12 protein-coding genes and 1 pseudogene are annotated in these 14285 nt (G+C 41.2%); 10 read left to right on the forward strand and 3 right to left on the reverse strand.

Annotated features, from left to right (window positions below):
• Positions 1-53: 53 nt before the first annotated feature.
• The 5 genes from xylB to ACIQXH_RS12075 all read left to right on the forward strand — a co-directional run bounded on the left by xylB (position 54) and on the right by ACIQXH_RS12075 (position 6762).
• On the forward strand, positions 54-1556 hold the full coding sequence (gene xylB / locus ACIQXH_RS12055) for a xylulokinase (protein ID WP_403123634.1): 1503 nt from the start codon (positions 54-56) through the stop codon (positions 1554-1556).
• 203 nt (positions 1557-1759) lie between these two features.
• Complete coding sequence (locus ACIQXH_RS12060; RefSeq protein WP_403123637.1) at positions 1760-3862, forward strand: YhgE/Pip family protein; 2103 nt, start codon at positions 1760-1762, stop codon at positions 3860-3862.
• Positions 3863-4179: 317 nt separating this feature from the next.
• On the forward strand, positions 4180-5022 hold the full coding sequence (locus ACIQXH_RS12065; protein WP_402955924.1) for an ABC transporter ATP-binding protein: 843 nt from the start codon (positions 4180-4182) through the stop codon (positions 5020-5022).
• Positions 4955-5713: an ABC transporter permease gene (locus ACIQXH_RS12070; RefSeq protein WP_402867835.1), complete on the forward strand. Its 759-nt coding sequence runs from the start codon at positions 4955-4957 to the stop codon at positions 5711-5713. The genes ACIQXH_RS12065 and ACIQXH_RS12070 overlap by 68 nt, the downstream gene beginning before the upstream one ends.
• Before the next feature lie 35 nt (positions 5714-5748).
• On the forward strand, positions 5749-6762 hold the full coding sequence (locus tag ACIQXH_RS12075; protein WP_403123640.1) for an aliphatic sulfonate ABC transporter substrate-binding protein: 1014 nt from the start codon (positions 5749-5751) through the stop codon (positions 6760-6762).
• Positions 6763-6823: 61 nt separating this feature from the next.
• Here the strand turns inward: ACIQXH_RS12075 and ACIQXH_RS12080 are convergent, their stop codons facing one another.
• Positions 6824-7762, reverse strand: coding sequence for a DHH family phosphoesterase (locus ACIQXH_RS12080; RefSeq protein ID WP_403123643.1), 939 nt, complete (start codon positions 7760-7762; stop codon positions 6824-6826).
• A gap of 423 nt (positions 7763-8185) precedes the next feature.
• On the opposite strand from ACIQXH_RS12080, the gene ACIQXH_RS12085 reads away from it, so the two are divergent.
• The 3 genes from ACIQXH_RS12085 to ACIQXH_RS12095 are packed head-to-tail and all read left to right on the forward strand — an operon-like array spanning position 8186 to position 10927.
• On the forward strand, positions 8186-9373 hold the full coding sequence (locus ACIQXH_RS12085; protein WP_403123646.1) for a CaiB/BaiF CoA transferase family protein: 1188 nt from the start codon (positions 8186-8188) through the stop codon (positions 9371-9373).
• Between the two features lie 14 nt (positions 9374-9387).
• Complete coding sequence (locus ACIQXH_RS12090; RefSeq protein WP_403123816.1) at positions 9388-10593, forward strand: acyl-CoA dehydrogenase family protein; 1206 nt, start codon at positions 9388-9390, stop codon at positions 10591-10593.
• A gap of 22 nt (positions 10594-10615) precedes the next feature.
• On the forward strand, positions 10616-10927 hold the full coding sequence (locus tag ACIQXH_RS12095; RefSeq protein ID WP_402987507.1) for a DUF3870 domain-containing protein: 312 nt from the start codon (positions 10616-10618) through the stop codon (positions 10925-10927).
• 179 nt (positions 10928-11106) lie between these two features.
• Here ACIQXH_RS12095 and ACIQXH_RS12100 read toward each other — a convergent pair whose 3' ends face one another.
• Both ACIQXH_RS12100 and ACIQXH_RS12105 read right to left on the reverse strand, forming a co-directional pair.
• On the reverse strand, positions 11107-11562 hold the full coding sequence (locus tag ACIQXH_RS12100; RefSeq protein ID WP_403123823.1) for a hypothetical protein: 456 nt from the start codon (positions 11560-11562) through the stop codon (positions 11107-11109).
• 88 nt (positions 11563-11650) lie between these two features.
• A pseudogene (locus ACIQXH_RS12105) lies at positions 11651-11728 on the reverse strand (CotG/ExsB N-terminal domain-containing protein); the annotation flags it as partial.
• 152 nt (positions 11729-11880) lie between these two features.
• On the opposite strand from ACIQXH_RS12105, the gene ACIQXH_RS12110 reads away from it, so the two are divergent.
• Both ACIQXH_RS12110 and ACIQXH_RS12115 read left to right on the forward strand, forming a co-directional pair.
• The gene (locus ACIQXH_RS12110) at positions 11881-12972 is read left to right on the forward strand and encodes a CotH kinase family protein (protein WP_403123649.1); all 1092 of its coding nucleotides are present in this window, start codon (positions 11881-11883) and stop codon (positions 12970-12972) included.
• Between the two features lie 187 nt (positions 12973-13159).
• Positions 13160-14131, forward strand: coding sequence for a TRM11 family SAM-dependent methyltransferase (locus ACIQXH_RS12115; RefSeq protein WP_402867854.1), 972 nt, complete (start codon positions 13160-13162; stop codon positions 14129-14131).
• The last annotated feature ends 154 nt before the right edge of the window (positions 14132-14285 follow it).

Consider the following 14285-nt stretch of genomic DNA (forward strand, 5'->3'; position numbering starts at 1 on the left):
TCCCAAAAGGATTTCCAGCACATTTTTCTAAATTGAATAGAGGATGGTGGAACATGAAATATGTCATCGGCGTGGATTTAGGGACGAGTGCGGTAAAGGTTTTATTGATGAATCAACAAGGAAAGGTGTGCGACGAGATTTCAAAGTCATACCCCCTCATACAGGTACAACCAGGGTTCAATGAACAAGATCCCAAGGGATGGGTTGATAAGACGACAGAAGCGCTCAGTGAGTTAGTCAGGAAATTCGATGGGGACACAAATGACATTGAAGGAATTAGTTTTTCCGGGCAAATGCACGGTCTTGTTTTATTGGACCAAGAAGGGAATGTCCTTCGAAATGCGATTCTATGGAATGATACAAGAACAACGGAACAATGCCGTCAAATTTATGAATGTATTGGCGAGAAAAGGCTATTGGAAATCACAAAAAATCAGGCGCTTGAAGGATTTACCCTACCGAAATTGCTTTGGGTCAAGCAATATGAACCGGAAATCTATCATCAAGCAGATGTCTTCCTGCTACCAAAAGACTATGTTCGTTATGCGATGACAGGAAAAATACATAGTGAATATTCCGATGCTGCCGGAACTCTTCTAATGGATGTGGCAAAAAAACAATGGAGCGGTGAAATGTGTGAACTTGTCGGTGTCGACGTAACACTATGTCCGCCTTTGGTAGAATCGAGTGAGTGTGTCGGAGAAATCACAGCAGACTTTTCAGTCCAAACGGGTTTGGCGAAAAAAACAAAAGTGTTTGCCGGAGGGGCCGACAATGCATGTGGTGCAATCGGGTCGGGCATCCTTTCCGAGGGGAAAACGCTTTGCAGTATCGGTACTTCTGGTGTGGTTCTCTCCTATGAAGAAAAGAATGACCGTGATTTTGGAGGAAAAGTTCATTATTTTAATCATGGTGAAGAAAATACTTTTTACACAATGGGTGTGACCTTATCTGCAGGGCATAGCTTAAGCTGGTTTAAGGATACTTTTGCAAGTGGGGAAGAATTCGATACGGTTCTGAAGGGTGTTGCTAACGTTCCAATAGGGGCAAATGGTCTATTATTTACCCCATATATATCTGGCGAGAGGACACCATATCCCGATGCGACCATTCGTGGAAGCTTTATTGGCATGGATTCTTCTCATAAGCGAATTGATTTTGCTAGGGCTGTCCTTGAAGGCATTACTTTCTCTTTGAATGAATCCATCGACATATTCAGAAAAAACGGGAAGTTGATCGATACGGTCATATCCATTGGTGGAGGAGCAAAAAATGAAACGTGGCTACAAATGCAGGCTGATGTTTTCAATGCGACGATCGTTAAATTATCAAGTGAACAGGGCCCGGCAGTTGGTGCTGCAATGCTTGCTGCATATGGTAGCGGCTGGTATGATTCGTTGCAAGCATGTGCAGAGGTATTCATTTCAGAAGAAAAGTCCTATAAGCCGATAACGGCTAATGTCGAAAAGTATGCCTTGCTATTTGATGTGTACAAAAAGGTATATAATCAGACAAAGGAACTGAATGAAGAGCTGAAGATTTTCCGCAATCATTAGTCCAGAATGAGCGAACGAGGTCAATTCTTCCAGGAAGAGGTATTCTTTCGCTTTATATAGAAGAAAAAATGAATAATCCTGAAAGAAGTAGCTGTCATTTGATAGCTACTTCTTTTTATGTGAAAGGATGGATATGTTTACATGGTATTGAAGCATCTTCCTACCCCCATACTACTATGGAAAATGAATACCGGAGGTCTGTCTTGAGAAAGATTTGGGGAATTTTCATAGATGATATAAAAAGTATTTATAAAAATTTATTTGTGTGTATCGTTATCATTTTTCTTATGTTGATCCCTTCCATTTACGCTTGGTTTAATATTGTTGCTTCTTGGGACCCATACGCAAATACGGGAGGAATCCTCGTAGGGGTTGCCAATAACGATAGGGGAGCGGAGTTGAATGGTGAATCGATAAATATAGGAGAAGAAGTGGTGCAAGGGTTAAAGGGAAATTCAGACCTTGGCTGGAGATTCACGACGGAGGATGAAGCAATTTCAAAAGTGAAGAATGGGGATTACTACGCATCTATCATCATTCCAGAAAACTTCTCTGAGCATATAGCGACCATCATGACGGAGGATCCCATCAAGGCCGAAATCGATTATTACGTAAACGAAAAAATCAATAGCATCGCACCGAAAATGACGGCGGCAGGAGCCAATAGCATTGTGGACAATGTCAGCAAAAGCTTCGTTAAAACGGCCAGTGGAAGTATACTCTCCATTTTTAATGAACTGGGAATCACGTTGCAAAACGAGCTTCCGACGATCCAAAAAATGAAGAATATGGTGTACGTTTTAGAAGGGGAGTTGCCCGAGCTTGAACAAAGTATTAACACAGTCCATAAGCATGTGACTAAAGCTGAGGACATAATTGTAAAGGTCAACGATAGTCTGAAAGCGGTAGAAAATATTACATCACAAAAAGAACAAATGGTATCCAATGTTTCCGTTTATGTTGATTCAGCCCAAGCGGCTTTTCATGCCATTAATCCACTCCTAGAAGATGACCTTGCAATAGTAAGGAGTGATAATGAATCGGTTATAGGAATAGCCGACCGATTGAAGGAGCAAGGTTTAACCGACGATGAAGTATATGAACTGACAGAAGAAGGAAGAAGTAGACTGAAAAAGGATAGGTACTTATTAGAAAGTATCTATAATCTATTGGTGAGGGTCAATCAGTTCAATGGGAAAAACGTGTTACAACCAGAGATATATTCCGTAAATGAGTTGCGCGAAAATACGTCAAACCAACTGCAGGCATTGAATGAACAAGCCTTTGATTCACTTACTGGTCATGGGGAAAGCAACCTTAGTGTATTGAACGAACTGCAAACCGATTATCAAGACGATACAGGGGTGAAATTTGAAAAGCTAGGGAATGAAGCACATGCACTTTTAGAAAAAGTGGAAATGACACTGGAGGAAGGGGGACAAGCCCTTCCTGAGGTTAAAGCACTATTGGGAGAGAGCAATCAAACCTTATTATCACGGATAGAGGAAATCGATAGGTTACAGAATAACTTTCCAGAGGTTGAGAACAAAATCCGAGGGCTTGCTAATAAAATGAGAGAGATAGACAAGAGTTATAATATCGAGGATGTCATTCGTTTTTTGCGAAATGATATTGAGAAAGAAAGTGACTTTTTTTCTGAACCCGTCCTTCTTAATCAACATAGTCTTTTCCCAATTCCTAACTACGGTTCGGCGATGTCGCCATTCTTCACAGCTCTTTCGCTTTGGGTAGGGGGGACAGTATTAATCTCGATACTGAGCGTGGATATTTCTCAACAAGTGTATAGTCCATATCAGATATATATAGGAAGGTACCTAATTTTCTTAATTATTGGATGCATGCAGGCATTAATCGTATCCATAGGGAATCTTCTTCTTCTCGAGGTATATGTTGCAGATAAATGGGAGTATGTCTTGTTTTCTGTATTGATTAGTGCAGTATTTACACTACTTGTATACACATTTGTATCCGTTCTTGGAAATGTAGGCAAGGGGATCAGCGTGATTTTGATGGTCCTTCAAATTTCAAGTTCCGGTGGGACCTTCCCCATTCAAGTGACGCCACCTTTTTTTCAACATATCAATCCTTTCTTGCCATTTACCTATGCCGTTAGCTTACTACGTGAAGCTGTCGGTGGAATCACTTGGACCACTGCTACAAAGGATATTCTGGTGTTGTTACTCTTTATTTTGGTCACCCTTTTGTTGGGGGTGATTTTGAAGAAACCTTTCCACCGTCGAACACAAAAAATGAAAGATAAATTATATCGAAGCAGATTATTTTAAATCAGACGTTGATATGAAATATAGAAAAAGTTTCCGGATCTCAGGAAACTTTTTTTGTATGCAGAGATAGGAGATTATTATTTCGAAATAGTCGATTAACCTATAGGAAAAACTGATTTTCTTTGCTCATCATACAAAAGAATACATTTTACTAAAATATGTAGTATTGTAGTATATCTCCATTATTCGGTGGGTAGTAGAAAAACACAAAAAAGTTAGAATTCTTGCATTTTTATAGTTGACAAAAACGATTGGATTAATCATTATTAAGGAATAATGTCTAGTCAATTAGTGTGATTTAAAAGTGGGGTGTCTCAGTGTATTTAACAGTAGACGGAATTGAAAAAAGCTTTATGAATGAAAAGAAAGAAAGTATAAAGGTACTCGATGATATCAATATAGAGGTTGAAAAGGGAAGCTTTGTTTCAATCGTTGGGCCGTCAGGTTGTGGCAAATCGACCCTTCTTTATTTAATAGCCGGTCTCGATAAAGCAGATTCAGGCGACATCCGGGTGGCTGGAAAAAAGGTTTCGAAGCCGGGACCCGAACGAGTGGTTGTATTTCAAGAAGCAGGGTTATTTCCCTGGTTGACGGTGCTTGAAAATGTCACGTACGGGTTGAAGTTGAAGAAAATGCCTAAAGAAAAAGCGAAAGAAAAGGCGTTGGATATTTTAAAAATGGTTCATCTTAGTCGCTATGTAGACTCCTATCCACATCAGCTTTCAGGTGGAATGAAGCAGAGAGTCGCCATCGCCAGAGCACTTGTGATGGAACCGGATATTCTATTGATGGATGAGCCATTTTCTGCACTTGATGAGCAGACGAGAATGGTATTGCATAAAGAGTTACTTGAAATCTGGAGAAAAACAAAAGTGACGATCTTTTTTGTCACGCATAATATTCGTGAAGCAGTTCAGCTTTCGGAGAAAATCGTAGTTTTTGCAACCCGCCCGGGAAAAATCAAAGAGACGATTTCCGTTCCTTCCATGAAAGATGGGGTCATGCCGGATAGTGTGACGTTGAACACCGAACAAAGGGTATTATCGATTTTACAGGAGGAAATTGAAAAAGTGCTGAAGGAGGAAATGGGGAATGATTACAGCTTTAAGACGAATCATATTCATCGCGATGATAGCGGGGATATGGGAAGTCACATCTAGATTATCAAGCCTTCCGGATTTCATGTTTCCTAGCCTGACTCAGGTCCTTGAAACCCTGTTTAATGGAATAGTGAGTGGACAAATCACCGAAGCTGTCGGAAAGAGCATGGGACGCATCTTGATTGGGTTCACCATCGCCATCATTATCGGTCTTATTTTAGGATACTTCATTTGGCGTTATAAGCTTGTAGAAGATACGCTTGGTTTTGTTGTAACAGCCTTACAATCGATACCAAGTATCGTATGGTTCCCGTTAGCGATCATCTGGTTTGGCTTGAATGATTTTTCCATCCTTTTTATCGTTACCATCGGCGCGACCTGGACGATGACAGTCAATGCAACAAGCGGGTTCAAAAATGTGCCCCAGCTATATCAAAGAGTGGCTAAAACTTATGGTTCAAGCGGATTTCATTTCTTGAGAACCGTGATTCTGCCCGCATCTGTCCCACAAATCATTTCTGGTCTTCGAATCGCTTGGGCATTCTCTTGGCGTGCATTAATGGCGGGTGAGTTACTCGGAGGAGGCGGAGGTCTCGGGCAGCTTCTGGAAATGGGAAGATCGCTCGGTCAAATGGACCTGGTTATTTCCGTCATGATCATCATTGCGATTATTGGAACCATTGTAGATAATGTTGTTTTCTCCCGCTTGGAACGTAATGTTCAAGTTAAATGGGGAGTAAATCAAAGGTAGGTTAATAAAATAATAGGTTAAGAGGAGAGAGACAGATGCTGAAAAAAACATTATTTACTCTTATTATGTCCGTATTGTTAATTGGAATAGTAAGTGGTTGTACAGAATCTTCGAATAACGAAGAAGGTAAAGATTCAGAAAAACAAACCGTGAATATCGGGTATTTCCCTAACCTGACTCATAGTGCAACAATCATTGCGCTTGAAAAGGGCTACTTTAAAGAAGAATTCGGTGAAGACGTAACCATTAAAACGAAAACAGTGGCCAACGGTGGGCTATTTATGGAAGCGATGGCTACGAAGGCTATCGATGTCGGAACAACCGGTCCTGGTCCGTTACTTAACTTTTACGTGAAAAATCCGGAATACCACTTAATTTCCGGGGCTGTAAACGGTGGAGCAGTTCTTGTGTCAGGTGAAAGCAGTAAAATTTCGGATTTAAAAGATTTGGACGGTAAAAAAGTTGCGATCCCTGTCATCGGAAGCACTCAGGACGTCATGCTTAGAAAGGCCCTTAAAGACGTTGGCCTTAAACCGACTACAAATGGTGGTACAGTGGAGTTATTTGCTTCAGCACCTGCTGACACGGCGGCACTTTTTGTCCAAAAAACAGTCGATGCAGCTGCTACTCAGGAACCTTGGGGATACGTTTTGGAAAATCAAGCAAACGGGAAGCTATTGCTTAACTGGGATGAATTCGCTTGGGGCAAAGATTCACCAAACACAGTGGTGGCTGCAAGCCAGAAGTTCTTAGATAAAAAAGGTCTTTCCACTGCCTATTTGAAAGCCCACAAAAAAGCGGTTGATTTCATCCGAAACAGTCCGGAAGAAAGCCAAGAGCTAGTCATTAAGCACCTTAAGGACTTGACTGGAAAAGAATTAAGCAAGGAAGAGGTGGCCGCTGCCTTTTCACGCTTGGAAGTGACAACGAATGTTAATGAGGACGTCATTCAGGAAATGGCTGATATTAGTAAAGAGGCTGGATACATTCCTAGCGCCGATATTAAAGGGATGATCGATTTATCGACTCTTGAAGAAGTATCGAAATAAAAACATAACGCCCGGGCCATATGGCTCGGGCGTTTCTCTTACGCTTCTTTCACCAACCAACTCAGGGACAAACTTGGTTCAAAGCGTGTATGACCTGATCAACTGCCTCCCAAGTAGGGATGTTCGCTCCGGACGCAAAGGGATGCCCTCCCCCATTAAACATGCGTGCAACTGAATCAATCGGGGTGTTTCGTGAACGGATCCTGACCCGGATTTCTTCGGGATATTCTATGAAGAACACCCAAATCCTCACTCCTTTTAACCCGGAAAGAGTATTAATTAAATTCGAGGCTTCGGTCCGGTCTATATCATATTTGCTTAACATCTCCTCAGTCATGACGAAGTAGGCTACCCCTTTATCGGTCCTCTTATAGCTCATCATAATATCCCTTTGAAGATGGGAAGAATGCTTGGTTTTAATATTCAAGAAGTTGTGGATTCTTTCTGGCTGAAAATTATACGACCGTAATATCGATGCGATTTCTAAAGTCCCGGGAGATATTTTGCCTTTTTGAAAATTACCGGTATCACCAATGATGCCGGTATAAAAGGCACGGGCAGCTTCTTTGTTTAATTTAAGATCATCAGGGAAACCCAAACATAGGTCAACAAGCATCTCACTTGCTGAGCTGAAAGAAGGATCCACCCACGAAAGATCGCCGAAGGACTCTTGATCGGGATGATGATCGATCTTAATCAACCTTTTCCCCATTTTGTATCGTGAATCACTAATGCGTGAAAGATTAGCGGTATCGCACACAACCACTAATGCATCTCTATAAACATCATCGGGTATAACATCCATCCTTCCAATGAATTGGAGCCGACCTACTTCTTCTCCCACTGCATGAACAACCTTGGATGGATATGAGTGCTTTATCACGTGTAGAAGTCCGATTTGAGACCCCAGTGCATCCGGGTCTGGATTAAGATGGCGGTGAATGATGATCGTTGAATATTGCTTGATGGCTTCAACGATTTCTTTCTTTATATCGTCCACTGTCAAATCCCCCCTTACCATTAATGGACTTGTCGAACTAAGCGTTTATATCTTTAAATTTTATAGACAGAAGGGGAAAGAAGCAAGGCGAGAGCTTCATTCTCCATACCTTTAGTGTAAAGGGGGAGGAGAACAACGATCATGATAAATTTGCGAACGACCAATATCCATAATTCGAATATAATTATTGCAAAATTCAAATAACTATCTTATACTTAATGTACCAAACCGATGACAGCGACTTACCTTGCTGCATGGCCGGCTTGTTTTAAATGAGTATTTATAAAATTGACTTTGTTCACTTGATCTTCCTTTGTCGGAAGACAAGCCATGGATAAGAGTCAGTGAAACGTACAATGTAATCACATTGTTTGTTTTACTGGCTCTTTTTGTATATTTCAACTATGGGAAAGGGGTGAAGGGATGAAAGGAGCCTTGGAAGGAATAAGGATTATTGACGTCTCCCGTGTATTGGCGGGACCGTTTTGTTCGATGGTTCTTGGTGATTTGGGAGCGGAAGTTATCAAAGTGGAACATCATGAATCAGGAGATGAAACGAGAGGATGGGGTCCGCCTTTCGTTGAGGGAGAAAGCGCTTACTATTTATGTGCCAATCGCAACAAAGAAAGTATGACATTGAATTTAAAGTCTGAACAGGGGAAAGAAATATTTCGTAAGCTAGTATCGACAGGGGATATTGTCGTTCAAAACTTCAAGGCAGGCACGCTGGAAAAAATGGGTGTGGGATATGAACAATTAAAAGAAGAGAATCCTCATTTGATTATGGCATCAATTACAGGATTCGGATTAACCGGTCCTAATAAAGATTTACCTGGCTATGATTATATCATTCAAGCGATGAGCGGCCTGATGAGCATCACGGGCGAGAGTAATGGAAGCCCCATGAAAGTGGGGGTGGCGATAGCTGATGTCCTGACAGGGTTATATACCTGCATTGGAATTTTGTCAGCCTTGCATCATCGGAATAATACGGGGGAAGGTCAGGAAATCGACATTGCATTGATGGATTGTCAAGTCGCTTCCCTAGTGAATGTCGCCAGCAACTATTTGTTCAATGATATATCTCCTAAGCGAATGGGAAATCAACATCCCAATATCGTCCCTTATCAAGTTTTTCATGCAAGTGATGGGGAACTAGTCGTCGCTGTAGGGAATGATGAGCAATTTAAAAGATTCACGACGGTTTTAGGAAGGCCGGAATTGGCGAATCATGAACCTTTTATGCACAATAAAGATCGTTTGCAGAATAAAGAGGAATTAATACCGATTATAGAAGCTTTATTAAAAAGCAAGACGAAGAAAGAGTGGAAAACGCAATTGGATATAGCCGGGATCCCTAATGGCCCTATTCAAACCATTGCCGAAATGTTCGAGGATCCTCAAATACAGGCAAGGGAAATGTTAGTGGAGATGGAACACCCAAAAGTTGACAACCTTAGAATGACTGGGTCGCCTTTAAAACTTTCAAAAACACCGGTCACGATGAGAAAGCATCCACCGCTGTATGGGGAGCATACAGAATCCATTTTAGAAGAATTGGGGTATAGCCCGGAAGACATAACCAAATTCAAACAAAATAAAATTATTTAGGAGGAATTTAGATGATGAATTTCGAATTAACAGAAGAACAGAAAAGTGTAAAAAAAGTGGTAAGGAAATTTGTTGATAAGGAAATCATTCCATATATTCAAGAATGGGACCGACAAAGAGAGTTTCAGCCACATATTTTAAAGAGATTGGCTGAATTGCAATTGATGGGTGTGTGCATTCCTGAAGAATATGGCGGAGTCGGCATGGATTATAATACACTCGCCATCGTGTGTGAGGAATTGGAGCGTGGCGACACGGCTTACCGGACTGCGGTGTCCGTACATACCGGGTTAAATAGCATGACACTGTTGCAGTGGGGAACCGAAGAACAAAAACAGAAGTATTTAGTGCCACAAGCAAAAGGCACGAAGATTGGTGCTTTCGGCCTCACTGAGCCTAATGCTGGGTCAGACGTTGCAGCCATGAAATCAACGGCTAAACGAGATGGTGATTATTACATTTTAAATGGATCAAAAACATGGATTTCTCTTTGCGATTATGCGGACCATTTCCTCATTTTTGCGAAAACGGATCATGACCTAGGCTCCAAAGGAATTACGGCATTTATCGTTGAGCGTACGTTTGATGGCGTTGAATCGAAAGCAATCAAAGGAAAGCTAGGGATTCGTGCCGGTAATACAGGTGAAGTCTTTTTAACGGATGTTAAAGTTCCGGTTGCCAATAGATTGGGCGAAGAAGGGGAAGGGTTTAAAATTTCCATGTCTGCCTTGGACAATGGACGGTTTACGGTAGCTGCCGGCGCAGTAGGCCTGATTGGCGCAAGTCTGGAAGCGAGCTTAAAGTATTGCCATGAGCGCAGTACATTTGGTAAAGAGATCGGCAGGCATCAGCTTGTACAACAGATGATAGCCAAAATGTCAGCGAATTTAGAAATTGCTAGATTATTGGTCTTTAAAGCAGGGACTTTAAAAAATCAAGGAAAGCGAAATACACAAGAAACGTCACTTGCTAAATGGATTTCATGTGATGCAGCAAATGAAGCGGCGAATGATGCGGTGCAGATCCATGGAGCCTATGGTTATTCAGATGAATATCCGGTGGAACGGTTCCTAAGGAATTCAAAAGCTCCGGTCATTTATGAAGGAACACGAGAAATCCATACGGTCATGCAAGGAGAATATGCATTGGGATACAGACAGGATAAAGAACTTCGCAAGCAATTGCCTGCATGGCCATTTGAGCAGGTTTCTGTCCATTAATTACAAATAAGGAGATCAGATGATGAACACATATTTTATTGCAGGGCATGCTAAACTCCCACAAGGTATGGCGGCAAGAAATCTCTATGACTCCATCACGATTACGGTAGAACTGGACCTTAAATATGGCGTAATTGTCGATGCCTCCTGTACGCTTGCTACAGAACATGGCAGGGAATTCATCCGCCAGTTACTTCGTGGTTATTGTTTAAATGATGGAATTGATGAATTGATTGAACGCGTGCAATTGTATTATCGGGGGAAGGCAGGTCAAGCCATTCAAGCAGGTCTGAAAGATGTTTATGTTCAGTTCGAATTGATCTCCGTTAAATAAGGAATGAGATGGGTTTTCCAGGTTAGTAATCTGGTGAATCCATCTTTTTTAATGTAAGGGTATGGCACATTCAATGTTTAGGTTCATGCTTTCACTCAGCTACATATAAAACATTCATGGAGCTGTATGACTATGTAAAAAGAGGTGATAAAAAATCTATCACCTTTCAAAAATGGGTCTCAATGATCTATATTACTTCTGATTAATTGCCTGTAATCAGAATTTCCATTTCCAGTTCTTGTGGAAATCGAAAGAACCTTTGCCATGGAATCTGCGGTTCCTAGTGGAACGACGATTTCTGCTAGAACGACGGTTAGAGCGGCAAGTAGAACGGTTCCGGCTAGAACGACGGTTAGAGCGGCAAGTAGAACGATTTCTGCTAGAACGACGTGTAGAGCGGCAAGTAGAACGATTCCGGCTAGTGCGGCGTTGGGTGTTGCAAGTAGAACGATTCCGGCTAGTGCGACGTTGAGTGCTGCAAGTAGAGCGATTCCGGCTAGTGCGACGTTGAGTGCTGCAAGTAGAGCGATTCCGGCTAGTGCGACGTTGAGTGCTGCAAGTAGAGCGATTCCGGCTAGTACGACGACGAGTACCACAAGTAGAGCGGTTCCGGCTAGTGCGGCGTTGGGTACCACGTGTTGAACGTCTAGTACTACGCTTTTTATTATTTTTCTTGTTTTTCTTATTCTTCTTCCGTGATGACCGGTTTTTTGAACGTGGGTCTTGGAATAGGAATTCATCTAACCCAAACGAATTCACCATTTCCACCGCTTTTTGAATTTCTTTAAATTTAGTTGACATACATTCATTCCCCCTTTTCACTAGCTAAAATATGCGGCTTGTACGAAAAGTGCTTATGGTAAACACACATATTTCCAAAATAAATTGATGGCTTTAGTGGCATCCTTCGTTTTTTTTCATAAAGTAAAATGAAAATGAAAGGGAAGGTTTTAATGAATACTGACAAGAATCTACCGGTTTACCATCTTTTTATTCCCCCTGTAAACTTAATCGAGCTTCGTAGGGATATTTGGAGTAATGACCCCGTCCCTGCAAAATTATCGATAGAAAAGAAAAAATTGGATGTCGATATCGTTTATCGTGGCTCCCACATCCGGGGTTTCCGGAAGAAGTCCTATCATGTGGCTTTTTATAAACCGAGTATGTACCGAAAGGCTAAAGAAGTTCATCTGAATGCTGAATATAAGGATAAATCTCTGCTGAGGAATAAACTATCTTTAGACTTTTTCGCAGATATCGGAACTTTATCACCGAGGTCCCAATTCGTTTTCCTTAATCTTAATGGAAAGGATGAAGGGATTTATTTAGAATTGGAATCTGTGGATGAACATTACTTGAGGAACAGCAATTTGCCTGAAGGATCCATTTTTTATGCAGTGGATGGCGATGCTAATTTTTCATTGATGAGTGATTTGGATAAGGAAGTTAAGAAATCCCTGGATATCGGGTATGAAAGAAAATGTGGGACAGCTCAGGATGATTTGTACTTACACGAGCTAATCATAAAAATCAATACGATACCAAGAGCGGATTTTGAGAAGGAAATTGGAAAGTACGTCAATGTAGAAAAGTATCTCCGCTGGTTGGCAGGTGTCGTTTTTACACAGAATTACGATGGATTTGTCCATAATTATGCTTTATACCGGAATGGAGAAACGGGACTTTTCGAAATCATCCCTTGGGATTACGATGCGACATGGGGCAGGGATGTAAATGGTAAAGTGATGGAAGAAGATTATGTTGGAATCAGAGGCTTCAATACATTGACCGCAAGAATTCTTGATATAGCTGCATTCCGTAAACGGTATCAAAGTCTTCTAAATGAGATTATGAATAACCAGTTTAACGTGAGGTATATGGAACCCATCATTCATGAAATGCATAGCCTGATCAAACCGTATATGCCAAGAGATAGATATGTCCGGGACAATATCGAGGCATTTGAGAATGAACCTAATTTTATTTTAAAATATATAGAGGCTCGGGCAAAATATATTCGTAGTCAATTGCATAAGTTAGATTAAATGAATAGTGTGAATTCGTTGGGGTTAGGCAAGGTTATTTTCCACCTTCCATTCTTACAGCAAGTGGAATGGTAACGTATTTATTAAAATAGCAGGAACACTGAAAAATCAGTATTCCTGCTATTTTTTTCATTTGCATTTCTATCCACTTACGGCTATGTTTGATAGAAAGATATAATCTTAAGTGATGAAGGATGGGAATAGTTTGAACAATGAAAGCCGTATACCGGCGTATATATATACTTTTACGTGCACTCCAGACGAACGTTCATTATGTAATATGGAAACGCGTTCGCTCTTTGGTTGTAAGACCGAAGTCAATATTTTAAAAAGTGACATCAAAATTGATCCGAGCAGAAGTCCTTTTATCAAGGGACGTGTCGATATTATGTACGAAGGGGAAAGCATATCTGAAATCGTTGAACAGGTAAAGCAACTTCCAATTACCGATTCAACATTTAAAGTCCTATTTATTAAAATAAATGATTTGAATATAGAAGACAAAATTGATTATGATGGACAACGTGCCATTGAGAGGGAAATTGGCTGGCATATCCAGAGTAAGGCAGATGTGCGCAATCCAGATCAAACTTATGGGATTGTGCCATTCGAAGGACGTTGGTACTTTGGGGAATTCGTCAAACCCGAACCGGTTTGGTTACATCATTTGAAGAAACCCCGTGAGTATTCAACGGCACTTAGTACCCGGGTCGCAAGAGCGATTGCCAATATTGCCGTACCACATCCAGAGGGGGTAAAAGCCATTGATCCATGTTGCGGAATAGGGACGGTATTGGTGGAAGCATTATCCATGGGAATCGATATTGTTGGTCGTGACATCAACCCTCTAGTTACGGATGGGTCTAGGGAAAATATTGCTTACTTCGGGCTGGAAGGCGATGTAACAACAGGACCGATTTCAGAGGTTACGGAACACTATGACGCAGCCATCATAGATATGCCGTATAATCTTTATACACATGCTACGCCGGAAGACCAACTTTCGATTCTTAAACATGCTCGTCGTTTTGCGGACAAGGTGGTTGTAGTAACCATCGATACGATGGATGATATGATTCATGAAGCGGGCTTTGAAATTGCGGATCGTTGTCTAGCGAAAAAAGGTGTATTTTCTAGGCAAATTGTGGTGTGTGTATAAAAGCCTCGTTGGATATGTAGAAGTATCCCTAATCAAGTTGTCTATTAAAGTTAATAGATAAGAAAGGAAGAGTGGTGCATACTCTTCCTTTTTTATATGTCTGTTATTCCTTAGCCATCAATCGAAAACGACCGAAATCATCGTGCTTATCGGC

Origin of the sequence: Peribacillus sp. NPDC097225 (genome assembly GCF_044761955.1) — a bacterium.
GTDB lineage: Bacteria > Bacillota > Bacilli > Bacillales > DSM-1321 > Peribacillus.